Source organism: Serratia sp. JKS296 (assembly GCF_900215445.1).
In the GTDB taxonomy this organism is placed as follows: Bacteria; Pseudomonadota; Gammaproteobacteria; order Enterobacterales; family Enterobacteriaceae; genus Serratia; species Serratia marcescens.
On sequence record NZ_OCMX01000001.1, the window covers coordinates 549619 to 571562 of the forward strand.

At 60.2% G+C, this 21944-nt stretch carries 19 protein-coding genes; 13 read left to right on the forward strand and 6 right to left on the reverse strand.

Going from position 1 to position 21944, the window contains the following annotated elements; genetic code table 11:
- The 6 genes from mlaE to murA all read left to right on the forward strand — a co-directional run bounded on the left by mlaE (nucleotide 1) and on the right by murA (nucleotide 3992).
- The gene (mlaE, locus tag CRO23_RS02650) at nucleotides 1-783 is read left to right on the forward strand and encodes a lipid asymmetry maintenance ABC transporter permease subunit MlaE (RefSeq protein WP_004937059.1); all 783 of its coding nucleotides are present in this window, start codon (nucleotides 1-3) and stop codon (nucleotides 781-783) included.
- A gap of 4 nt (nucleotides 784-787) precedes the next feature.
- On the forward strand, nucleotides 788-1336 hold the full coding sequence (mlaD, locus tag CRO23_RS02655) for an outer membrane lipid asymmetry maintenance protein MlaD (RefSeq protein ID WP_004937061.1): 549 nt from the start codon (nucleotides 788-790) through the stop codon (nucleotides 1334-1336).
- Between the two features lie 14 nt (nucleotides 1337-1350).
- Nucleotides 1351-1980, forward strand: coding sequence for a phospholipid-binding protein MlaC (gene mlaC, locus CRO23_RS02660; RefSeq protein WP_004937063.1), 630 nt, complete (start codon nucleotides 1351-1353; stop codon nucleotides 1978-1980).
- Nucleotides 1980-2282: a lipid asymmetry maintenance protein MlaB gene (gene mlaB, locus CRO23_RS02665; RefSeq protein ID WP_016930202.1), complete on the forward strand. Its 303-nt coding sequence runs from the start codon at nucleotides 1980-1982 to the stop codon at nucleotides 2280-2282. Before mlaC ends, mlaB begins: the two co-directional genes overlap by 1 nt.
- A 140-nt stretch (nucleotides 2283-2422) precedes the next feature.
- Nucleotides 2423-2677, forward strand: a complete 255-nt coding sequence (ibaG, locus tag CRO23_RS02670) for a BolA family iron metabolism protein IbaG (protein ID WP_004937066.1) — start codon at nucleotides 2423-2425, stop codon at nucleotides 2675-2677.
- A gap of 55 nt (nucleotides 2678-2732) precedes the next feature.
- On the forward strand, nucleotides 2733-3992 hold the full coding sequence (murA, locus tag CRO23_RS02675; protein WP_004937068.1) for a UDP-N-acetylglucosamine 1-carboxyvinyltransferase: 1260 nt from the start codon (nucleotides 2733-2735) through the stop codon (nucleotides 3990-3992).
- A 71-nt stretch (nucleotides 3993-4063) separates the two neighbouring features.
- Here murA and degS read toward each other — a convergent pair whose 3' ends face one another.
- The 3 genes from degS to zapG form a co-directional block, all read right to left on the reverse strand.
- Nucleotides 4064-5122 (reverse strand): outer membrane-stress sensor serine endopeptidase DegS, encoded by a 1059-nt coding sequence (degS, locus tag CRO23_RS02680; RefSeq protein ID WP_049299901.1) that lies wholly within the window; start codon nucleotides 5120-5122, stop codon nucleotides 4064-4066.
- Nucleotides 5123-5210: 88 nt separating this feature from the next.
- Nucleotides 5211-6581 (reverse strand): serine endoprotease DegQ, encoded by a 1371-nt coding sequence (gene degQ / locus CRO23_RS02685; RefSeq protein ID WP_097101338.1) that lies wholly within the window; start codon nucleotides 6579-6581, stop codon nucleotides 5211-5213.
- Nucleotides 6582-6761: 180 nt separating this feature from the next.
- Nucleotides 6762-7163: a Z-ring associated protein ZapG gene (zapG, locus tag CRO23_RS02690; protein ID WP_004937074.1), complete on the reverse strand. Its 402-nt coding sequence runs from the start codon at nucleotides 7161-7163 to the stop codon at nucleotides 6762-6764.
- 231 nt (nucleotides 7164-7394) lie between these two features.
- Here zapG and zapE point away from each other — a divergent pair, with 231 nt between their 5' ends.
- The 5 genes from zapE to sspB all read left to right on the forward strand — a co-directional run bounded on the left by zapE (nucleotide 7395) and on the right by sspB (nucleotide 11096).
- Nucleotides 7395-8522 (forward strand): cell division protein ZapE, encoded by a 1128-nt coding sequence (zapE, locus tag CRO23_RS02695; protein ID WP_016930199.1) that lies wholly within the window; start codon nucleotides 7395-7397, stop codon nucleotides 8520-8522.
- A gap of 264 nt (nucleotides 8523-8786) precedes the next feature.
- Nucleotides 8787-9215, forward strand: a complete 429-nt coding sequence (gene rplM, locus CRO23_RS02700; protein WP_004937079.1) for a 50S ribosomal protein L13 — start codon at nucleotides 8787-8789, stop codon at nucleotides 9213-9215.
- 15 nt (nucleotides 9216-9230) lie between these two features.
- On the forward strand, nucleotides 9231-9623 hold the full coding sequence (gene rpsI / locus CRO23_RS02705; RefSeq protein WP_004937080.1) for a 30S ribosomal protein S9: 393 nt from the start codon (nucleotides 9231-9233) through the stop codon (nucleotides 9621-9623).
- A gap of 325 nt (nucleotides 9624-9948) precedes the next feature.
- Nucleotides 9949-10590, forward strand: a complete 642-nt coding sequence (gene sspA, locus CRO23_RS02710) for a stringent starvation protein SspA (protein ID WP_004937082.1) — start codon at nucleotides 9949-9951, stop codon at nucleotides 10588-10590.
- Nucleotides 10591-10595: 5 nt separating this feature from the next.
- Nucleotides 10596-11096, forward strand: a complete 501-nt coding sequence (sspB, locus tag CRO23_RS02715; RefSeq protein ID WP_004937084.1) for a ClpXP protease specificity-enhancing factor — start codon at nucleotides 10596-10598, stop codon at nucleotides 11094-11096.
- A gap of 63 nt (nucleotides 11097-11159) precedes the next feature.
- Here sspB and CRO23_RS02720 read toward each other — a convergent pair whose 3' ends face one another.
- The 3 genes from CRO23_RS02720 to gltB form a co-directional block, all read right to left on the reverse strand.
- Nucleotides 11160-11639 carry a hypothetical protein gene (locus CRO23_RS02720; protein WP_097101340.1) on the reverse strand — a complete coding sequence of 160 codons (480 nt, stop codon included), beginning with the start codon at nucleotides 11637-11639 and terminating at the stop codon, nucleotides 11160-11162.
- 165 nt (nucleotides 11640-11804) lie between these two features.
- Nucleotides 11805-13223 (reverse strand): glutamate synthase small subunit, encoded by a 1419-nt coding sequence (locus tag CRO23_RS02725; protein ID WP_016930196.1) that lies wholly within the window; start codon nucleotides 13221-13223, stop codon nucleotides 11805-11807.
- 14 nt (nucleotides 13224-13237) lie between these two features.
- On the reverse strand, nucleotides 13238-17698 hold the full coding sequence (gltB, locus tag CRO23_RS02730; protein WP_033639307.1) for a glutamate synthase large subunit: 4461 nt from the start codon (nucleotides 17696-17698) through the stop codon (nucleotides 13238-13240).
- A gap of 691 nt (nucleotides 17699-18389) precedes the next feature.
- On the opposite strand from gltB, the gene CRO23_RS02740 reads away from it, so the two are divergent.
- Both CRO23_RS02740 and arcB read left to right on the forward strand, forming a co-directional pair.
- Nucleotides 18390-19328, forward strand: a complete 939-nt coding sequence (locus CRO23_RS02740; RefSeq protein ID WP_097101341.1) for a TIGR01212 family radical SAM protein — start codon at nucleotides 18390-18392, stop codon at nucleotides 19326-19328.
- Nucleotides 19329-19420: 92 nt separating this feature from the next.
- The gene (arcB, locus tag CRO23_RS02745) at nucleotides 19421-21760 is read left to right on the forward strand and encodes an aerobic respiration two-component sensor histidine kinase ArcB (protein ID WP_016930193.1); all 2340 of its coding nucleotides are present in this window, start codon (nucleotides 19421-19423) and stop codon (nucleotides 21758-21760) included.
- The last annotated feature ends 184 nt before the right edge of the window (nucleotides 21761-21944 follow it).

Below are 21944 nucleotides of genomic sequence, written 5' to 3' on the forward strand. Positions count from 1 at the left end.
ATGTTATTAAGAGCGTTAGCGTCGTTGGGGCGCAGTGGCATCAACACCAGCGCCAGCTTCGGCCGCGCCGGGTTGATGCTGTTCAACGCGTTGATTGGCCGGCCGGAACCCGGCAAGCAGTGGCCGCTGCTGTTGAAACAGCTCTACAGCGTCGGCGTGCAGTCGCTGCTGATCATCATGGTCTCCGGGCTGTTTATCGGCATGGTGCTGGGCCTGCAGGGCTATATCGTGCTCACCACCTACAGCGCCGAGGCCAGCCTCGGCATGATGGTGGCGCTGTCGCTGCTGCGCGAACTGGGGCCGGTGGTCACGGCGCTGCTGTTCGCCGGCCGCGCCGGTTCCGCGCTCACGGCGGAAATCGGCCTGATGAAGGCGACGGAGCAGATCTCCAGCCTGGAAATGATGGCGGTCGATCCGCTGCGGCGCATCGTGGCGCCGCGCTTCTGGGCCGGGCTGATCAGCATGCCGCTATTGACCATCATTTTCGTGGCGATCGGCATTTGGGGCGGCTCGGTGGTCGGCGTGGACTGGAAAGGCATCGACAGCGGCTTCTTCTGGTCGGCGATGCAGGGCGCCGTGGAGTGGAAAAAAGATCTGCTCAACTGCCTGATCAAAAGCGTGGTATTCGCCATTACCGTAACCTGGATTGCCATTTTCAATGGGTACGACGCCGTGCCTACCTCTGAAGGGATTAGCCGGGCGACGACGCGTACCGTGGTGCATTCGTCACTGGCGGTGTTGGGATTGGATTTCGTGCTGACCGCACTGATGTTTGGGAATTGATTCGATGCAAACGAAGAAGAGTGAAATCTGGGTTGGGGCATTTATGCTGATCGCGCTGTGCGCCATCGTGTTTATCTGCCTGCAGGTGGCGAACCTTAAATCGATCGGCAGCGAGCCGACCTACCGCATTTACGCGACGTTCGACAACATCGGCGGCCTGAAACCGCGTTCGCCGGTGAAGATTGGCGGCGTGGTGATCGGCCGCGTGGCGGACATCGAACTCGATTCGAAAACCTACACGCCGCGCGTGGCGCTGGATATCCAGAAAAAGTACGACCAAATCCCGGATACCAGCTCGCTGGCGATCCGCACCTCCGGCCTGCTGGGCGAGCAATATCTGGCGCTTAACGTGGGCTTCGAAGATCCTGATATGGGCACCACCATCCTGAAAGATGGCGGCACCATTCAGGACACCAAATCAGCCATGGTTCTGGAAGACCTGATCGGCCAGTTCCTGTATAAAAGCGGCGGTCAGGACAGCGCCAAATCGGGAGACGCGGCCGCTGAGCCGGCTGCCGGCGCCGCACCGCAACCCGCTGTTCCAAATCATTAAGAGAGGATACCTGCATGTTTAAACGTTTACTGATGGTGGCTCTGCTGGTGGTTGCACCGCTGGCGAGCGCAGCCGACCAAACCAATCCTTACAGCATGATGCAAGAAGCGGCGCAGAAGACTTTCAGCCGTTTGAAGAACGAACAGCCGAAGATCAAGCAGGACCCGAACTACCTGCGTGCCATCGTGCATCAGGAACTGATGCCGTTCGTGCAGGTGAAATACGCTGGCGCGCTGGTGCTGGGGCGTTACTACAAAGAGGCAACACCTGCGCAGCGCGAAGCTTACTTCACCGCCTTCCAGGCTTACCTGGAGCAGGCTTACGGCCAGGCGCTGGCGATGTATCACGGCCAGACTTACCAGATCGCGCCTGAACAGCCGCTGGGCAATGCCGACATCGTGGCTATTCGCGTCACCATCATCGACAACGGTGGCCGTCCGCCGGTGCGTCTGGATTTCCAATGGCGCAAGAACAGCAAAACCGGCTACTGGCAGGCGTATGACATGATCGCCGAAGGCGTCAGCATGATCACCACCAAGCAAAATGAGTGGGCGTCTACGCTGCGTACTCAGGGCATCGACGGCCTGACCAAACAGCTGCAGGCCGCCGCCGCGCAGCCTATCACGCTGGACAAGAAAAACTGATGTCGGCAGCGCTCAGCTTCGAATCAGAGCAGCAGACGCTGATCCTGCGCGGTGAACTGGATCGGGAAACGCTGCAGCCGCTGTGGCGGCAGCGCGACGCGCTGATGGCGGATAAAACCGCGATCGACGTGGCGCAACTGCAGCGCGTGGACTCCGCCGGGCTGGCGCTGTTGCTGCATCTGCAGGAAGAGCAGCGCGAGCGCGGCGTAGCGCTGAAAATTTTCGGCGCCACCGAGCGCCTGAAAACGCTGATCGCGCTCTACAACCTGCAGGCGATAATGCCTGTCGATACCGCCGGTTAGCGGCGTTTTACGCCGCTCTTGCGTGGCAAAACGATACAAAGCCCCTGTTATGCAGGGGCTTTTTCTTTAGTTTAAGAAAACATCGTATTCCACTAAGATACTAGGCTGTTTATGATCCTTTAGCGGCAGAACTGGATACTATGGAAACCAACGAGATTAAAGACGTGCTGATGCAGGCATTGGCACTGGATGAAGTACATGTGACGGGCGACGGTAGCCATTTTCAGGCGATTGTGGTCGGTGAACTGTTCGCCGGCATGAGCCGCGTCAAAAAACAGCAGACGGTTTACGCACCGCTGATGGAATACATTGCGGACAACCGCATTCATGCCTTGTCTATTAAGGCGTACACCCCTGAAGAGTGGCAGCGAGACCGCAAACTCAACGGATTTTAAGGCTGTTTGCCCTGCCGGGCGGGCAGCTTCAGATTAGATAACAGAGAGTAGTCAGATGGATAAATTTCGTGTGCAGGGTCGGACCCGCCTGAGCGGTGAAGTGTCTATTTCCGGGGCCAAAAACGCCGCCCTGCCGATCCTGTTCGCCGCCCTGTTGGCGGAAGAGCCGGTCGAGCTGCAGAATGTCCCCAAGCTGAAGGACATCGACACCACCATTAAACTACTCAACCAGTTGGGTACCAAGATTGAGCGCAACGGTTCGGTCTTCGTGGACGCCAGCGGCGTGAACGAGTTTTGCGCCCCTTACGATCTGGTGAAAACCATGCGCGCTTCCATTTGGGCGCTGGGGCCGCTGGTGGCGCGTTTCGGCCGTGGCCAGGTTTCCCTGCCGGGCGGCTGCGCGATTGGCGCGCGTCCGGTCGATCTGCACATCACCGGCCTGGAGCAGTTGGGCGCCGAGATCAAGCTGGAAGAAGGCTACGTCAAGGCGTCCGTCGAGGGCCGTCTGAAGGGCGCGCACATCGTCATGGACAAGGTGAGCGTGGGCGCGACCGTGACCATCATGAGCGCCGCGACCCTGGCGACCGGCACCACCGTTATCGAAAACGCCGCGCGTGAGCCGGAAATTGTCGATACCGCCAACTTCCTCAACACGCTGGGCGCGAAGATCAGCGGCGCCGGCAGTGACAAGATCACCATCGAGGGCGTCGAGCGTCTGGGCGGCGGCGTGTACCGCGTGCTGCCTGACCGCATCGAGACCGGCACCTTCCTGATCGCCGCCGCGGTTTCCGGCGGCAAAGTGATGTGCCGCAACACCCGTCCGGACACGCTGGATGCGGTGCTGGCCAAGCTGCGCGAAGCCGGTGCCGATATCGAAGTGGGCGAAGACTGGATCAGCCTGGACATGCACGGCAAACGCCCGAAAGCGGTCACCGTGCGCACCGCGCCGCACCCGGGCTTCCCGACCGACATGCAGGCCCAGTTCAGCCTGCTGAACCTGGTGGCGGAAGGCACTGGCGTTATCACCGAAACCATCTTCGAAAATCGCTTCATGCACGTGCCGGAATTGATCCGCATGGGCGCGCACGCGGAGATCGAGAGCAACACCGTGATCTGCCATGGCGTTGAACAGCTGTCCGGTGCTCAAGTGATGGCGACCGATCTGCGCGCTTCCGCCAGCCTGGTGATCGCCGGCTGCATCGCCGACGGCGTGACCGTCGTCGATCGCATCTATCACATCGATCGCGGCTATGAGCGTATTGAAGACAAGCTGCGCGCGCTGGGTGCGAACATCGAACGCGTGAAAGGCGAGTAAGTCATTAGCGCCGGCGCGGCTGCGTCGGCAGGATGAATAGCAAAGGGCCGGCTATCAATGCCGGCCCTTTTTTAATTGCTGTCTTCCGGGAATTCACCCACCGTCATTTTCAACGTAATGCGTTTGCCGTCGCGCAGCACGATAACCGGTATCTCGGTGCCCGGTCTGATCTCCGCCACCTGATCCATGGTCTCCAGCACGGACACCGCCGGTTTGTTATCCACGTTGATGATGATGTCGTTGATCTGGAAGCCGGCGTTGTTCGCCGGGCCGTTCGGCGTAATCTCGGTCACGATGATGCCCTGCAGGCGATCGATGCCGGAATTGGACGAGCGCAGCGGAATGATCTCCTTGCCCTGAATACCGAAATAGCCGCGGATAACGCGGCCGTCACGGATCAGCTTGTCCATGATCTTGGTGGCCAGTTCGATCGGGATCGCAAAACCCAACCCTTCCGGCGTTTCGCCGTCGGTGATTTTGTCATAGGTCAGGGTGTTGATACCGATCAGCTCACCCAGCGAGTTGACCAGCGCGCCGCCGGAGTTGCCGCGGTTGATTGAGGCGTCGGTCTGCAGGAACGTCTGCCGGCCGGTGGTGCTCATACTGATGCGCCCGGTGGCGCTGAGGATGCCCTGAGTGACGGTCTGCCCCAGGTTATACGGGTTGCCGATCGCCAGCACCACATCGCCGACGTGGGCAACGCGGTTTTTGTTGGTCGGGATCACCGGCAGGTTGCCGGGATCGATCTTCAGCACCGCCAAATCGGTCAGGCCGTCGGAGCCCACCAGCAGCGCTTCGTAACGGCGGCCATCCTGCAACACCACGGTGATCTGCTGTGCGTCTTTGATCACGTGGCGGTTGGTGATGATATAGCCGCGTTCGTTCATGATCACGCCGGAACCGAGCGACAGCACGTTGGCGGCGCCGTTCAGGTTGCGGTTGTAGATGTTCACCACGGCAGGAGCGGCGCGGCGCACCGCCTTGTTGTAGCTCACCGGCGTTTCGTCGCTGGTATTCTCGGTTTTCTCTGCAAACAGACCGTTGGAAGAACGCAGCATGGGCAGAGCGGCCAACAACAGGCCGGCAACGATGAGACCGATAACGACAGAACGCAAGAGCTTAGCAAACATGGAGTTTTCGTGGTGTGGTGAACGATGTTCGGAGGATAGCATGAGTTAACCGGGCGCAGTATGTCACCGAGCCCGGTTTTTGCACAAATTAACGCAGCAGCAGATAAATGGTTTCGTTACCGCGCACGATATTGAGCGCCATCACCGGTGGTTTGGCTTCCAGCACCTTGCGCAGTGCGGTGATACTGTCAACGCGCTGGCGGTTGACGCCGATGATCACGTCGCCTTTTTGCAGGCCGATTTGCGCCGCCGTCGAGCCTTTATCCACGTTCTCCACCTTCACGCCCTTGTCGCCGCTCGGCAGCGCGCCGTTGCTGAGGGATACCCCCTGCAGCGCCGGCGACAGCGTTTCGGCGTTGGTCGCGGCGCTCTCGCTGTTGTCCAGCGTGACCGAGACTTCCTGCGGTTTACCGTCGCGCAGCAGGCCTACCTTGAGGGTTTTGCCCGGTGCGGTGGTGCCGACCTTGGCGCGCAGTTCGGCAAAACTGTTCACCGGTTTGCCGTCGACGGAAACCAGAATATCCCCGGCTTTGATGCCGGCCTTGGCGGCGGCAGATTTCGGCAACACTTCGCTGACGAAGGCGCCGCGCTGCGCGTCGGTGTTGAAGGCTTTGGCCATGTCCGGGGTCATTTCACTGCCCTTGATGCCAAGCAGGCCGCGTTTCACTTCGCCGAATTCGATCAACTGCTGGCTCAGGTTCTGCGCCATATTGCTCGGAATGGCGAAGCCGATGCCGACGTTGCCGCCGCTCGGCGCCAGAATGGCGGTATTGATGCCGATCAGTTCGCCGTTCAGGTTAACCAGCGCGCCGCCGGAGTTGCCGCGGTTGATGGAGGCGTCGGTCTGAATGAAGTTTTCCAGCCCTTCCAGATTCAGGCCGGTGCGGCCCAGCGCCGAGATGATGCCGGAGGTGGCGGTTTGGCCCAGGCCGAACGGGTTGCCGACCGCCACGGCGAAGTCGCCGACGCGCAGCTTGTCGGAATCGGCCATCTTGATGGCGGTCAGGTTTTTGGTATCGCTGAGCTGCAGCAGGGCGATGTCGGATTGTTCATCGCGCCCGACCAGCTTGGCGTCCAGCTCGCGGCCGTCGTTCAACTGCACGCGGATTTTGTCGGCGTTGTTGATGACGTGGTTGTTGGTCAGCACGTAGCCCTTGGCGGCGTCGATGATCACGCCGGATCCCAACCCTTCAAACGGGCGGGAGCTCTGCTGTTGGCCGGGGAAATTGGGGCCGAAGAAGCGTCTGAACTCTTCCGGCAGCTGTTGACGCTGCACCTGGGTGCCTGCGACATGCACGCTCACTACGGCGGGCAAGACTTTTTCCAGCATCGGCGCCAGGCTCGGCAGCGGCTGCCCCTGCACGGCAACGGGCAGGGCCGCGTTGGCCGCCGGTGCGGCGCTGAGCGCCAGGCCGAGGCTCATTGCCAATGCACTAAGAATTAACGACTTTTTCTTCATTGATGATAACTCTCTCAATACCTGCCGATGAAAATTTGATGATAAGGCAATCGCCTTGTCATAGTGAAGGGTAAGACCGTGAATTTGCGTGCAAAGTTCAGTAAAGGTAATGCGAAGGAAGGTCAATATGGCGCAAACGGGATTAACCCCGCGGGTGGCCCCGCGGGCGAAGAAAGAATATCAGTCGCGGCGTGCGCTTTGACCGCGCAGCAGGCCGGAGGCCCCTTCAGAATAGTCGCGCGGCATTTCCACCGGCGCCTGATCGTTGTCCGCTTCCGCTTCGGTCAGGCGATAGCGGAACGGGTTCTCCTGCATCGGCAGATCCGGCAGCAGGTTGTTGGAGCTTTTCGCCATGTGCTGATACAGCTGGCGATAATCGCGCGCCATGTTGTCCAGCAGCTCGGCGCTGCGGGCAAAGTGGCCGACCAGCTCCTGACGGTACTCTTCCAGCTCGGTTTTGCTCTTGTCCAGCTCGTTCTGCAGGACTTGTTGTTGACGTAATTTACGGTTGCCAAAACGCATCGCCACCGCACCAATCACGATACCGACGACCAAACCAATCAGCGCATACTCCCAGGTCATGATGACTCCTATTTTGACTTCGTTGTTCCGCAGGGATTTTTCACTTAATAATATCCACTATAACCGTTAACCTTGTCCGAGTGGAATCCTGATGCGCTTCCACCTGGTTTTCACAGGGTTTTCAGCGGCGCCCGCAGCGGGCATTTGTGGCGATAACGGTGCGAATCGGCATCAACTTGCCGCCAACGTTGGCTAAATAATTTCTAAGCGTTCTTAGGGAACATCGAACAGATGCAGGCACTATCACCGTTATCTCGCTACCAGCAGGCGCTGGAGGCGGGGGAATATCAGGCCGATGAGGTTCAACGCCGGGCCGTCACTCAACTGGATCGCATTTATCAGGCTCTGCTGCAAAAGCCGGCGGCGAGCGCGCCGGCCGGCGGTCTGCGCGGCAAGCTCAGCCGCTTGCTGGGCAAGGGCGGCGAAACGGCGCCTCAGCGCCCGGTGCAGGGGCTGTACATGTGGGGCGGCGTCGGGCGCGGCAAAACCTGGTTGATGGATATGTTCTTCCACAGTCTGCCGGGCGATCGCAAAATGCGCCTGCACTTCCACCGCTTCATGCTGCGGGTGCATGAAGAGCTGACCGAGTTGCAGGGGCGGGAAAACCCGCTGGAAATCGTCGCCGACGGCTTCAAGGCCGAGACCGACGTGTTGTGCTTCGACGAATTCTTCGTCTCCGACATCACCGACGCCATGCTGTTGGCCACGCTGCTGCAGGCGCTGTTCGCGCGCGGCATCACGCTGGTGGCCACGTCGAACATCCCGCCGGACGATCTGTACCGCAACGGCCTGCAGCGGGCGCGTTTCCTGCCGGCTATCGATCTGATCAACGAGTACTGTGACGTGATGAACGTCGACGCCGGCATCGACTATCGTCTGCGCACCCTGACCCAGGCGCACCTCTACCTGACGCCGCTGAGCGACCAGACGCGCGAGGCGCTGGATCGGATGTTCGTCAAGCTGGCGGGCAAGGCGGGGGAGGACGCGCCGGTGCTGCAGATCAACCATCGGCCGCTGCAGGCGATCCGTTCGGTGGACGGCGTGCTGGCGGTGGATTTCCACACGCTGTGCGAAGAGGCGCGCAGCCAGCTGGACTACATCGCGCTGTCGCGGCTGTACCACAGCGTGATCCTGTATAATGTGCAGGTGATGGGGCCGCTGAAAGAGAATACCGCGCGCCGTTTCCTGGCGCTGGTGGATGAATTCTACGAGCGGCACATCAAGCTGGTGATCGGCGCCGAAGCGTCGATGTTCGAGATCTATCAGGGGGTGCAGCTGAAATTTGAATTCCAGCGCTGCCTGTCGCGCCTGCAGGAAATGCAGAGCGAAGAGTACCTCAAGCTGCCGCATCTGCCCTGAGCCCGCCGGGCCTATCGCCGGTTGTCCGCCGCCGGCGATAAATTTATTTTCCATTCAAAAACCGTTCGATCTTTGTGAGCGACTTCTCTATAATCTTGCGACCCCACGTTACAACAAAGTTTTTTTTCCCAAAAACTTTATAGTGCCGGCAATGGCTATTCGAAGGGGTAGGTTTGCTGGACTTGTATGGTCGTGTGAGCCTCAACTGTTTTCGAGCGTTTGGGTGTTCACCAACGTGTAACTAATTATTGGGTAAGCTTTCTAATGAAAACTTTTACAGCTAAACCAGAAACCGTAAAACGCGACTGGTACGTTGTTGATGCAGATGGTAAAACTTTAGGCCGTCTCGCTACTGAACTGGCTCGTCGCCTGCGCGGCAAGCATAAAGCGGAATACACCCCGCACGTGGATACCGGTGATTACATCATCGTTCTGAACGCTGACAAAGTTGCTGTAACCGGCAACAAGCGTACAGACAAAGTGTACTACCACCACACCGGCCACATCGGTGGTATCAAGCAAGCGACCTTTGAAGAGATGATTGCCCGCCGTCCTGAGCGCGTGATTGAAATCGCGGTTAAAGGCATGCTGCCAAAGGGCCCGCTGGGTCGTGCTATGTTCCGTAAACTGAAAGTTTACGCGGGCACCGAGCACAATCACGCGGCACAGCAACCGCAAGTTCTGGACATTTAATCGGGATTAATGGCAATGGCTGAAAATCAATACTACGGCACTGGTCGCCGCAAAAGCTCCGCCGCTCGCGTCTTCATCAAGCCGGGCAACGGTAACATCGTTATCAACCAGCGCAGCCTGGAACAGTACTTCGGTCGCGAAACTGCCCGCATGGTAGTTCGTCAGCCGCTGGAACTGGTCGACATGGTTGGCAAACTGGACCTGTACATCACCGTTAAAGGTGGTGGTATCTCCGGTCAAGCTGGCGCTATCCGTCACGGTATCACCCGTGCACTGATGGAATACGATGAGACTCTGCGTTCTGAACTGCGTAAAGCTGGCTTCGTCACCCGTGACGCTCGTCAGGTTGAACGTAAGAAAGTCGGTCTGCGTAAAGCACGTCGTCGTCCGCAGTTCTCCAAGCGTTAATTTTCGCTGCTTCGGCAGTGCGATTTACGCAAAAAACCCGGTGCTTCACCGGGTTTTTTTACGCCTGAAATCCGCCGTCCCCGACTAAAATCTGTGGCATATCAGACAATTCAACATGAATTCGCCGCACCGTCCCCACAAAACAAGCAGAATCTGGTAAACTATCACCCACTTTTGCGCCTGTTCGCCGTGCAGTTGACCTCCTGGGCCGGTTTTTTATGGGCTCGGGTCGCGCTGCGTGCTGCCGGCCTGCGGCAAGATTATTCAGGATAGCAGCCTGTCAGTTGGCTATTCGCAGTATTTTCTAGATAACTTGGAGGTTTTCATGGCTGTCGCTGCCAACAAACGTTCGGTAATGACGCTGTTCTCTGGCCCGACCGACATTTTTAGCCATCAAGTACGTATCGTACTGGCGGAGAAAGGTGTCAGCGTCGAGATCGAGCAGGTCGAAATGGATAACCTGCCGCAAGATCTGATTGACCTCAACCCTTACCAGACGGTGCCTACGCTGGTCGATCGCGAACTGACCCTGTATGAATCCCGCATCATCATGGAATATCTGGATGAGCGCTTCCCGCACCCGCCGCTGATGCCGGTTTACCCGGTTGCCCGTGGTGAGAGCCGTCTGATGATGCTGCGCATCGAGAAGAACTGGTACTCGCTGATGGACAAGATCGAGAAGAGCAGCGGCCAGGAAGCGGAATCCGCCCGTCGCCAACTGCGCGAAGAGCTGCTGGCGATCGCGCCTATCTTCGGTCAGGCGCCGTATTTCATGAGCGAAGAGTTCAGCCTGGTGGATTGCTACCTGGCGCCGCTGTTGTGGCGTCTGCCGCAGCTGGGCATCGAATTGAGCGGCGCCGGTTCCAAAGAGCTGAAAGGCTACATGACCCGCGTCTTCGAACGCGACGCCTTCCTGGCTTCCCTGACCGAAGCCGAGCGTGAAATGCGCCTGCAGACCCGGGGCTAAGCGCGATGGACATGTCTCAGATGACGCCGCGTCGCCCGTATCTGCTGCGGGCGTTCTACGACTGGCTGCTGGATAACCAACTGACGCCGCACCTGGTGGTCGACGTGACTCGCCCGGACGTGCAGGTGCCGATGGAGTTCGCGCGCGATGGTCAGATCGTGCTGAATATCGCGCCGCGCGCGGTAGGCAACCTGGCGTTGGGTAACGAAGACGTGCAGTTCAACGCGCGCTTCGGCGGCGTGCCGCGTCAGGTTTCGGTGCCGATGGCCGCCGTGCTGGCGATTTATGCGCGTGAAAACGGCGCCGGCACGATGTTCGAACCGGAAGCCGCCTACGACGAAAGCGAAGGCGTGTTCGAAGGTCTGGACAATGAGACGATCCCTTCGGAAACCCTGATGTCGGTGATCGACGGCGATCGCCCGGATACCGCGGAAGACAACGGCCCGGATGACGAACCGCCGCAGCCGCCGCGCGGTGGCCGCCCGGCGCTGCGCGTGGTGAAATAACCCCGTGAGAACAAAAGAAAAAGCACCCCATGGGGGTGCTTTTTTTTTGCCCGGCAGACGCGCTCAGCCTTTCAAGGCGGCAATGCAGGCGTCGCGCGGCGCGCTGAGATCGCCTACGCGCACGGTAGATAGGGCGTGGGTTGCGCGCTCACGGAAACTGGTGATGGCGGTGTCGCCTTGCACCTCCGGCGGCGCGGTGCAAATGTCATTGAGCGGCAGATCGTTGCCTTTGTTGAGCGCCTGCAACACCGCCGCCGGATTGTAGATCAGGGCCGCGGAGAGGGCCGATTTGATGCCGGCGGTAAAGCCGGCATTGCCGCCGCCGGCCAACTTGGGCGCCAGGGCAATCCAGCTGTCGTCCCCCAGCCGGATGCTGTTTTCCACGGCGCCGAACTGCCCGGCCTTGCCCAACTGCGCCACGACCGGCCGTGCGCCGCGCGCTTCGATATTGTAACCAACCTCCTGCGAATCCAGCGCCATGGCTGAAGCGCTGAAACTGACGGCCAGCAGCGTGCCGGCCAACAGGGAAATGGAGCATTTCATGTTCGCTATCCTTATCTCGGTGTCAGGCGCAGCCGCGCCCCGCAATGGTGCTAACTCAATACTATAGCGCGTTGAGGCGGTGGGGAGAGGGGAGGTTGTTACAAAGCGTGGCAGGCTAAAAACAGAGGCCCGGCAATATGCCGAGCCTCTGATGGTACGGAAGGTTTACACTTCCAGGTAGTTCATGATGCCGTCTGCCGCTTTACGGCCTTCGGCGATCGCCGTCACTACCAGGTCAGATCCGCGCACTGCGTCACCACCGGCGAAGATTTTCGGGTTGCTGGTCTGGAACGCGTTGTCGCTGCCTTCCGGCGCCAGGATGCGGCCCTGTTTATCGAGCTGCACGTCGTGTGCCGCCAGCCAGTCCATGCGGTGCGGGCGGAAGCCGAACGCCATCACCACCGCGTCCGCGTCGATCACGTGTTCGGAACCTGGCACCTGCTCCGCCGTCTGACGGCCATTGGCATCCGGCGCGCCCAGCTGAGTGCGCACCATTTTCACTCCAGCCACGCGGCCGGCGCTGTTCAGCTCGATGCTCAGCGGCTGCAGGTTGAACTGGAAGTCCACCCCTTCTTCCCGGGCGTTCTTCACTTCGCGTTTGGAGCCCGGCATGTTGGCTTCGTCGCGGCGGTAGGCGCAGATGACCTGCGTTGCGCCCTGACGCACCGAGGTGCGCACGCAGTCCATGGCGGTATCGCCGCCGCCCAGCACCACCACCCGTTTGCCTTCCATGCTGACGTAAGGCTCGTGCTGATCGGTTTCATACCCCATCAGCTGCTTGGTGTTGGCGATCAGGAACGGCAGTGCGTCGTACACGCCCTGCGCTTCCTCATTCTCCAGGCCGCCGCGCATCGACTGATAGGTGCCGACGCCGAGGAACACCGCATCGTACTCGCTCAGCAAGGTCTCCATGCTGACATCTTTGCCCACTTCGGTGTTCAACTGGAACTCGATGCCCATCTCGCTGAAGATGCCGCGGCGCTTGACCATCACTTCCTTTTCCAGCTTGAAAGCCGGGATGCCGAAGGTCAGCAGGCCGCCGATCTCTGGATGACGGTCATACACCACCGCTTTGACGCCGTTGCGGGTCAGCACGTCGGCGCAGGCCAGCCCGGCAGGGCCGGCACCGACGATCGCCACGCGCTTGCCGGTCGGCTGCACGTGCGACATGTCCGGCTTCCAGCCCATTTCGATGGCCTTATCGCTGATGTAGCGCTCGATATTGCCGATGGTGACCGCGCCGAACTCGTCGTTCAGGGTGCAGGAGCCTTCGCACAGGCGATCCTGCGGGCATACGCGGCCGCACACTTCCGGCAGGCTGTTGGTCTGATGCGCCAGGTCCGCCGCTTCCATGATGCGGCCTTCGTTGGCCAGTTTCAGCCAGTTCGGGATGTAGTTGTGCACCGGGCACTTCCACTCGCAATACGGGTTGCCGCAGGACAGACAGCGGTCCGCCTGGGCCTTGGCCTGGGTTTCCGAAAACGGTTCGTAGATCTCGACGAACTCGATTTTGCGGATCTTCAGCGGTTTCTTTGGCGGATCAACACGCTGCAGGTCGATAAATTGGTAAACGTTCTGGCTCATTAATGACCTACCTCTTACTGCGCCTGCACCCGCAGCTCGGCTGCGGAACGGCTACGGTGACCCAACAGCGCTTTGACATCGCTGGACTTCGGTTTGACCAAGGCGAACTTCGGCGCCCACTCCGGCCAGTTGGCCAGGATCTCTTCCGCGCGGGAAGAGCCGGTCGCCTGCACGTGTTCGGTGATCAGGCCGCGCAGGTGCTCCTCATGGATCGCCAGCTGATCGACCTCCAGCACTTCCACCAGCTCCGGGTTTACGCGCTTGCGGAACTCGCCGTCTTCGTCCAGCACGTAGGCGAAGCCGCCGGTCATGCCGGCACCGAAGTTGATGCCGGTTTTACCCAGCACGCAGACGATGCCGCCGGTCATGTATTCGCAGCCGTTGTCGCCGATGCCTTCCACCACGGTGATGGCGCCGGAGTTGCGCACCGCGAAGCGTTCGCCCGCGCGGCCGGCGGCGAACAGCTTGCCGCCGGTGGCGCCGTACAGGCAGGTGTTGCCGACGATGCTGGCTTCATGGCTGCGGAAGGCGGAGCCGATCGGCGGACGCACCGCGATGCTGCCGCCGGCCATGCCTTTGCCGACATAGTCGTTGGCGTCGCCGGTCAGGGTCAACTCGACGCCGCCGGCGTTCCAGACGCCGAAGCTCTGCCCGGCGGTGCCGGAGAAGTGCGCCTTGATCGGATCGGCTGCCATCCCCTGATCGCCGTGTACGTTGGCGATCGCGCCGGACAGCATGGCGCCCACGGAGCGGTCGGTGTTGCGAATGTCGAAGTAGAAGGTTTTACCCTGCTTCGCTTCGATGTACGGTTCCGCCTGCGCCAGCAACTCTTTGTTCAGCAGACCCTTGTCGAACGCCGGGTTGCTGCTTTCGGTACAGTACACCGCTTTGCCCGGATGCGGCGTGGCGGTTGTCAGCAACGGCGACAGATCCAGCTTGTTCTGCTTGGCGGAAATGCCGTCCAGCTCGGTCAGGAACTCGGTGCGGCCGATCAGATCCACCAGTTGGCTCACGCCCAGTTGCGCCATGATCTCGCGGGTTTCACGCGCGATAAACTGGAAGTAATTCGTCACGCGTTCCGGCAGGCCGTGGTAGTGATCGCGGCGCAGCTTGTCGTCCTGAGTCGCGACGCCGGTCGCGCAGTTGTTGAGGTGGCAGATGCGCAGGTATTTGCAGCCCAGCGCCACCATCGGCCCGGTGCCGAAGCCGAAGCTTTCCGCGCCCAGGATCGCCGCTTTGACGATGTCCACGCCGGTTTTCAGACCGCCGTCCACCTGCAGGCGGATCTTGTGGCGCAGGCCGTTGGCCACCAGCGCCTGCTGGGTTTCCACCAGGCCCAGTTCCCATGGGCAGCCGGCATATTTCACCGAGGACAGCGGGCTGGCGCCGGTGCCGCCGTCGTAACCGGCGATGGTGATCAGATCGGCATAGGCTTTCGCCACGCCGGTGGCGATGGTGCCGACGCCCGGCTCGGACACCAGTTTCACCGAGATCACCGCCTTCGGGTTGACCTGCTTCAGATCGAAGATCAGCTGCGCCAGATCTTCGATCGAGTAGATGTCGTGGTGCGGCGGCGGGGAGATCAACGTCACGCCCGGCACCGAGTAACGCAGTCTGGCGATGTACGGGGTGACTTTGTCGCCCGGCAGCTGGCCGCCTTCGCCCGGCTTGGCGCCTTGCGCCACCTTAATCTGGATCACGTCGGCGTTCACCAGGTAGGCCGGCGTCACGCCGAAGCGGCCGGAGGCCACCTGTTTGATGCGCGACACCTTGTTGGTGCGGTAGCGCGCCGGATCTTCGCCGCCTTCGCCGGAGTTGGAGAAGCCGCCGAGGCCGTTCATGGCGATCGCCAGTGACTCGTGCGCTTCCGGGCTCAGCGCGCCGATCGACATCGCCGCCGTGTCGAAGCGTTTGAACAGCGATTCCGCCGGCTCGACCTGATCGACCGGGATCGGTTCGCCTTTCGGCGTGATGGCCAGCAGATCGCGCAGCATGGCGACCGGCCGCTCGTTCACCAGCTTGGCGTAGGCCTGGTAGTCGCTGTACTCGCCGCTGTGCACCGCTTTTTGCAGCGAGTTCACCACGTCCGGGTTGTAGGCGTGGTATTCGCCGCCGTGCACGAACTTCAGCAGGCCGCCTTGCTCCAGCGGCTTGCGTTTCAGCCAGGCGCGCTTGGAAAGGTTCTGCAGATCCTGCTGGAAGTCGCTGAAGCTGGCGCCGCCGATGCGGCTGACCACGCCCTGGAAGCACAGATCAGCCAGATCGCGGTGCAGGCCGACCGCTTCGAACAGCTTGGAACAGCGGTAAGAGGCGATGGTCGAGATGCCCATCTTGGACATGATCTTGTACAGGCCTTTGTTGATGCCGTTGCGGTAGTTCAGCATCACGTCGCGGTATTTCTTGTCGATCGCCTGGCTGTCCACCAGTTTGGCCAGGGTTTCATAGGCCAGATACGGGTAGATGGCGGTCGCGCCGAAGCCGAGCAGCACGGCGAAGTGGTGCGGATCGCGGGCGCTGGCGGTTTCAACGATCAGGTTGGCGTCGCAGCGCAGGCTTTTCTCCACCAGCCGGGTTTGCACGGCGCCAACGGCCATCGGGGCCGGTACCGGCAGGCGGCCGGGCGCGATGGCGCGGTCGGACAGCACCAACAGCACCGCGCCTTCGCGCACCTTGCGTTCCGCTTCGTCGCACAGGGCGCGAATGGTTTGCTCCAGATCCTGCTGCTGCGGATCGAAGGTCAGATCGAGCGTCTCGGCGCGATAGTATTCGCCTTCCAGCGTGGTGAGCTGTTTGAAATCGGAGTACAGCAGGATCGGCGATTTGAAGCTCAGGCGGTGCGCCTGGCCTTCGGCTTCGCAGAACACGTTCATTTCACGGCCGATACTGGTGGCCAGCGACATGACGTGCGCTTCGCGCAGCGGATCGATCGGCGGGTTGGTGACCTGCGCGAACTGCTGGCGGAAGTAGTCGTAAACGATGCGCGGCCGGCTGGAGAGCACGGCGAACGGGGTATCGTCGCCCATCGAGCCGGTGGCTTCCTGGCCAATCTCGCCCAGCACGCGGATCACCTGATCCAGCTCTTCGCTGCTGTAGCCGAACTGTTTCTGGTAGGTTTCGAGCTGCGCGTCGTCGAGCTCGCGGCTGCCGACCTGATCGTCCGGCAGATCTTCGAACGGCACCAGGCGTTTGACGTTTTTCTCCATCCACTCTTTATACGGGTGGCGGCTTTTCAGATCGTTGTCGGTTTCCGCCGAGTGCAGAATGCGGCCGCTGCGGGTGTCGATCACCATCAGCTCGCCGGGGCCGACGCGGCCTTTTTCCACCACTTCATCCGGCTGGTAATCCCAGATGCCGACTTCGGAGGCGCAGGTGATCAGCTTGTCTTTGGTGATCACGTAGCGCGCCGGGCGCAGGCCGTTGCGATCGAGGTTACAGGCGGCGTAGCGGCCGTCGGACATCACGATGCCGGCCGGGCCGTCCCACGGCTCCATGTGCATCGAGTTGAAGTCGAAGAAGGCACGCAGATCGCCGTCCATGTCAGGGTTGTTCTGCCAGGCCGGCGGCACCAGCAGGCGCATGGCGCGGATGAGATCCATCCCGCCCGCCAGCAGCAGCTCCAGCATGTTGTCCAGCGAGCTGGAGTCGGAGCCGGTTTCGTTGACGAACGGCGCGGCGGCCTGCAGATCCGGGATCAGCGGCGTTTGGAATTTATAGGTACGGGCGCGCGCCCACTGGCGGTTGCCGGTGATGGTGTTGATTTCGCCGTTGTGCGCCAGGTAGCGGAACGGCTGAGCCAGCGGCCAGCGCGGCACGGTGTTGGTGGAGAAGCGCTGGTGGAACAGGCAAATGGCCGACTCCAGGCGCAGGTCCGCCAGATCGAGATAGAAGCGCGGCAGATCCGCAGGCATGCACAGGCCTTTATAGATCGTCACCAGGTTGGAGAAGCTGCAGACGTAGAAGCTGTCATCCTGCACCCGTTTCTCGATGCGGCGGCGCGCCACGAACAGGCGGCGCTCCATATCGCGCGGGCGCCAGCCGGCCGGGGCGTTAACGAAGATTTGCTCGATGCGCGGCAGGGAAGAGAGGGCGATTTCACCCAGCACGTCCGGGTTGGTCGGCACTTCACGCCAGCCGACGATCGACAGCGTTTCGTTTTGCAGCTCTTCTTCCACGATGCGGCGGCTGAGGCGCGCTTCCTCTTCATTCTGGCTGAGGAACATCATGCCGACGGCGTAGTTCTTGGCCAAACGCCAGCCGCGCTCTTCCGCCACCATGCGGAAGAAGCGATCGGGTTTTTGCAGCAACAGGCCGCAGCCGTCGCCGGTCTTGCCGTCGGCGAGGATCGCGCCGCGGTGCTGCATGCGGGCCAGCGCGTGAATGGCGGTGCGCACCACCTTGTGGCTAGGTTCGCCTTCTATGTGGGCGATCAGGCCGAAACCACAGTTGTCCCTCTCTTGGGATTTATCGTACAACATATCGTGAACCTCCCCAGGCTCTGCGTGACTCTCACAACCTACTGCGAGGGGGCTTCCCAATTTCAGGCAGAAGTCCAATCAGCAAGTTAACCCCGCCAATCTGCTTTTCCGCCCTCCATCAATGGCCTCTCGTGACGGTCTCACAAGTGGTATAGGACTTGTTTTAAGAGGGAGTCTTCAATTACTGCATAAATATGACGAGACGTTTGCCCGTCCAGAAAGCTTCCAGCGGACTTCCAACTTAGCGAGAAAGAATTCGCAGGTCAAATGTGGGCTTAAGATAGATTCTTATCGAATTAGTGATGTTTATTTGTTTGAAAAATAAGTGTTTTAATGCATTTTTGCACTATCGTGGGGCAACGCCGATCCCCGCAGAAGTGTGAGCTGTCTCACTATAGTGCAACCCCTTAATCTCTGCACCATGCTAGTGCGGGGGTTAATGCCAGAATTTTATTCTATAAGATATTGCTTGGATGATGTTTATGACTATTTTTCACCGTGTTGTCATATTGCCGTTAACGGTTGCGTGACGATTAGAATAATTCATCAGAATTATAGTGAATTAATTTGCATTTATGATGAATAGTTATGCCTGGTGGCGCCTTGCGGGGAAAGCGTTGATCTCTGTCATCGCGGGAAAAACCGTTTCTTATTAGCATCGCGGCTTTGAACACAGAGAACCACCAAGATTATGCAGTTGCCGCAATTAGTCAATATGTTTGGCGCGGATCTCCAGCGCCGCTATGGCGAAAAGATCCATAAACTCACGCTGCACGGCGGATTCGGCTGCCCTAACCGCGACGGCACGTTGGGGCGCGGCGGCTGTACGTTCTGCAACGTCGCCTCGTTTGCCGATGAGGCGATGCAGCGCCAGAGCATCGCCGAACAGCTGGCGCAGCAGGCTGTGCGGGTCGATCGGGCGCGGCGCTATCTGGCCTATTTCCAGGCCTATACCAGCACCTATGCGGAGGTTGAACGGCTGGAGGCGATGTATCGGCAGGCGTTGGCGCAGAGCGCCATGGTCGGACTGTGCGTCGGCACCCGGCCGGACTGCGTGCCGGCCGCCGCGCTGGATCTGTTGACGGGATACCGCGAGCAAGGCTATGAGGTGTGGCTGGAGCTGGGGCTACAGACGGCGCATGATAAAACACTGAAGCGCATCAACCGCGGCCATGATTTTCGCTGTTATCAGCAGACTGCGCGGCTGGCCCGGCAGCGCGGGCTGAAGGTGTGCTGCCATCTGATCGTCGGGCTGCCGGGAGAAACCCAGCGCGATCATCTGCTCACGCTGCAGCGGGTGACGGAGACCGGCGTCGACGGCATCAAGCTGCATCCGCTGCACGTCGTCACCGGCAGTATCCTGGCGCGGGCGTGGCAGGCCGGGCGGTTGCCCGAACTGGCGCTGGAGGATTACGCCGCCAGCGCCGGGGAGATGATCCGCCATACGCCGGGCGAGGTGGTGTACCACCGTCTTTCCGCCAGCGCCCGGCGGCCGACGCTGCTGGCGCCGCTGTGGTGCGAAAACCGCTGGAGCGGCATGCAGGCGGTCGGCGCTTATCTGCAACGGCACGGCGGGCAGGGCAGCGCGCTGGATGAAAAACGGCGCTACCGGCCCGGCATGCCGCTCTGAAGTGCAATCTTTGCCACACTTCGGCGTTTGCCGCCTTATCTCACCGCTGTTTTACGGTATGATTCAAAAGATTGTGTCTGAAGGGAGCCGCTATGAAGCAAATCCGGGTGTTGGCCCAGTACTACGTTGATTTAATGGTGAAACTGGGGTTGGTGCGCTTCTCGCTGCTGCTGGCCTCGGCGCTGGTGGTGCTGGCGATGGTGGTGCAGATGGCGGTGACCATGCTGCTGCGCGGCGAAGTGGAAAGCATCGACGTGGTGCGTTCGATCTTCTTCGGCCTGTTGATCACCCCGTGGGCGGTCTATTTTCTCTCGGTGGTGGTGGAACAGTTGGAAGAGTCGCGCCAACGGCTGGCGCGGCTGGTGGACAAGCTCGAAGAGATGCGCCACCGCGATCTGGAGCTCAATCAGCAGCTCAAAGACAATATCAGCCAGCTGAATCAGGAGATCGCCGACCGTATCAAGGCGGAAGAAGAGCGCCTGCAGGTGATGGAAAAGCTGACCGAAGAGATGGAACAGCGCGAGCTGGCGCAGATTGAGCTGGGCCAGCAATCGGCGCTGTTGCGTTCCTTCCTCGATGCCTCGCCGGATCTGGTCTACTACCGCAACGAAGACAAAGAGTTTTCCGGCTGCAACCGCGCGATGGAGCTGCTGACCGGCAAAAGCGAGAAGCAGCTGATTGGCCTGACGCCGTTCGACGTCTACGGCCAGGAGATCGCCGAAAAGGTCATTGAGACCGACGAGAAGGTGTTCCGCCACAACGTCTCGCTGACCTACGAACAGTGGCTGGTGTATCCCGACGGCCGCAAGGCCTGTTTCGAGCTGCGCAAGGTGCCGTTTTACGACCGGGTAGGCAAACGCCACGGGCTGATGGGCTTCGGCCGCGATATTACCGAGCGTAAGCGCTACCAGGACGCGCTGGAGAACGCCAGCAGGGAGAAGACCACCTTTATCTCCACCATCAGCCACGAGCTGCGTACGCCGCTTAACGGCATCGTCGGCCTGAGCCGCATTCTGCTCGATACCGAGCTGAACGACGAGCAGCTGAAATACCTGAAGACCATCCACGTCAGCGCCATCACCCTCGGCAATATCTTCAACGACATTATCGAAATGGACAAGCTTGAGCGGCGCAAGGTGCAGCTCGACAACCAGCCGGTGGACTTCACCGGTTTTCTGGCGGATTTGGAGAACCTCTCGGGCCTGCTGGCGCAGCCGAAAGGGCTGCAGTTCGTCATGGAGCCGCAGACGCCGCTGCCGCAGCAGATCGTGACCGACGGCACCCGCCTGCGGCAGATCTTGTGGAATCTGATCGGCAACGCGGTGAAATTTACCCAGCAGGGGCAAATTGTGGTGCGCGTGCGGCGCGAGGCGCAGGAGAAACTGGTGTTCGAGGTGGAAGACTCGGGCATGGGCATCCCGCAGGACGAGCAGGACAAGATCTTCGCCATGTATTACCAGGTGAAAGATCAGCGCGGCGGCCGCCCGGCCACCGGCACCGGCATCGGGCTGGCGGTCTCCAAGCGGCTGGCGCAGAGCATGGGCGGCGACATTACCGTGCGCAGCGAACAAGGGCACGGTTCTTGCTTTACCTTAACCATCAAGGCGCCGGCGGTGCAGGAAGCCGTCAGCGCGGCGCCGGAAGAAGAGGCGCTGCCGTTGCCGGCGCTGCACATCCTGCTGGTGGAGGATATCGAACTGAACGTGATCGTGGCGCGCTCGGTGCTGGAGAAGCTGGGTAACAGCGTCGACGTGGCGATGAACGGCCACGATGCGCTGGCGATGTTCGATCCGGACGAGTTCGATCTGGTGCTGCTGGACATTCAACTGCCGGACATGACCGGGCTGGACATCGCCCGGGCGCTGCGCGAGCGCTATGCCGGGCAGGCGCTGCCGCCATTGGTGGCCCTGACCGCCAACGTGCTGAAAGACAAAAAAGAGTATCTCGAAGCGGGCATGGACGATGTGCTGAGCAAGCCGCTGTCGGTGCCGGCGCTGACCAAGGTCATCAAACACTATTGGGATCATCAACCTTCTCACACTTCAAAGAAAACGGAGCACAAGGCGATGCAGATTAATGAGTCGTTACTCGATACCGCGATGCTGGAACAGTACATGGATCTGGTTGGCCCGCAGTTGATCCACCAAAGTCTGGAGATGTTCGAACAGATGATGCCGGGCTATCTGGCGGTGCTGGACTCCAACATGACGGCGCGCGATCAGAAAGGCATCACTGAGGAAGGGCATAAGATCAAGGGCGCCGCCGGTTCGGTCGGTCTGCGCCATCTGCAGCAGCTGGCGCAGCAGATTCAAACGCCGACGCTGCCGGCCTGGTGGGATAACGTGCAGGATTGGGTGGATGAGCTGAAACAAGAGTGGCGCAACGACGTGCAGGTACTGCGGGCTTGGGTTGAGAACGCTGAAAAAAAATGACCCCGACCTAAGCCGGGGTGCGCGAATATTGCGCCAACACCAGGGAAATTGTGAACCTGCGTATTGGTTTCAGTGTTCTGGTCGAGCAGGTTGTTGCGAATTCCTAAACATCATACAGCCAACAACATAGCAAATGTAAGCGCTCTTGTTAGAAGATTCATTAAAATGTGTGATGTAGATTAGT

What these genes read in the sequence shown, in the direction of transcription:
- sspB (WP_004937084.1), top strand. Translation starts at nt 10,596, where the DNA reads ATGGACATGTCTCAGATGACGCCGCGTCGCCCGTATCTGCTGCGGGCG.
- gltB (WP_033639307.1), bottom strand. Translation starts at nt 17,698, where the DNA reads ATGTTGTACGATAAATCCCAAGAGAGGGACAACTGTGGTTTCGGCCTG.
- sspA (WP_004937082.1), top strand. Translation starts at nt 9,949, where the DNA reads ATGGCTGTCGCTGCCAACAAACGTTCGGTAATGACGCTGTTCTCTGGC.
- CRO23_RS02725 (WP_016930196.1), bottom strand. Translation starts at nt 13,223, where the DNA reads ATGAGCCAGAACGTTTACCAATTTATCGACCTGCAGCGTGTTGATCCG.
- arcB (WP_016930193.1), top strand. Translation starts at nt 19,421, where the DNA reads ATGAAGCAAATCCGGGTGTTGGCCCAGTACTACGTTGATTTAATGGTG.
- mlaC (WP_004937063.1), top strand. Translation starts at nt 1,351, where the DNA reads ATGTTTAAACGTTTACTGATGGTGGCTCTGCTGGTGGTTGCACCGCTG.
- degQ (WP_097101338.1), bottom strand. Translation starts at nt 6,581, where the DNA reads ATGAAGAAAAAGTCGTTAATTCTTAGTGCATTGGCAATGAGCCTCGGC.
- murA (WP_004937068.1), top strand. Translation starts at nt 2,733, where the DNA reads ATGGATAAATTTCGTGTGCAGGGTCGGACCCGCCTGAGCGGTGAAGTG.
- mlaD (WP_004937061.1), top strand. Translation starts at nt 788, where the DNA reads ATGCAAACGAAGAAGAGTGAAATCTGGGTTGGGGCATTTATGCTGATC.
- ibaG (WP_004937066.1), top strand. Translation starts at nt 2,423, where the DNA reads ATGGAAACCAACGAGATTAAAGACGTGCTGATGCAGGCATTGGCACTG.
- degS (WP_049299901.1), bottom strand. Translation starts at nt 5,122, where the DNA reads ATGTTTGCTAAGCTCTTGCGTTCTGTCGTTATCGGTCTCATCGTTGCC.
- rpsI (WP_004937080.1), top strand. Translation starts at nt 9,231, where the DNA reads ATGGCTGAAAATCAATACTACGGCACTGGTCGCCGCAAAAGCTCCGCC.
- CRO23_RS02740 (WP_097101341.1), top strand. Translation starts at nt 18,390, where the DNA reads ATGCAGTTGCCGCAATTAGTCAATATGTTTGGCGCGGATCTCCAGCGC.
- zapG (WP_004937074.1), bottom strand. Translation starts at nt 7,163, where the DNA reads ATGACCTGGGAGTATGCGCTGATTGGTTTGGTCGTCGGTATCGTGATT.
- zapE (WP_016930199.1), top strand. Translation starts at nt 7,395, where the DNA reads ATGCAGGCACTATCACCGTTATCTCGCTACCAGCAGGCGCTGGAGGCG.
- CRO23_RS02720 (WP_097101340.1), bottom strand. Translation starts at nt 11,639, where the DNA reads ATGAAATGCTCCATTTCCCTGTTGGCCGGCACGCTGCTGGCCGTCAGT.
- mlaE (WP_004937059.1), top strand. Translation starts at nt 1, where the DNA reads ATGTTATTAAGAGCGTTAGCGTCGTTGGGGCGCAGTGGCATCAACACC.
- mlaB (WP_016930202.1), top strand. Translation starts at nt 1,980, where the DNA reads ATGTCGGCAGCGCTCAGCTTCGAATCAGAGCAGCAGACGCTGATCCTG.
- rplM (WP_004937079.1), top strand. Translation starts at nt 8,787, where the DNA reads ATGAAAACTTTTACAGCTAAACCAGAAACCGTAAAACGCGACTGGTAC.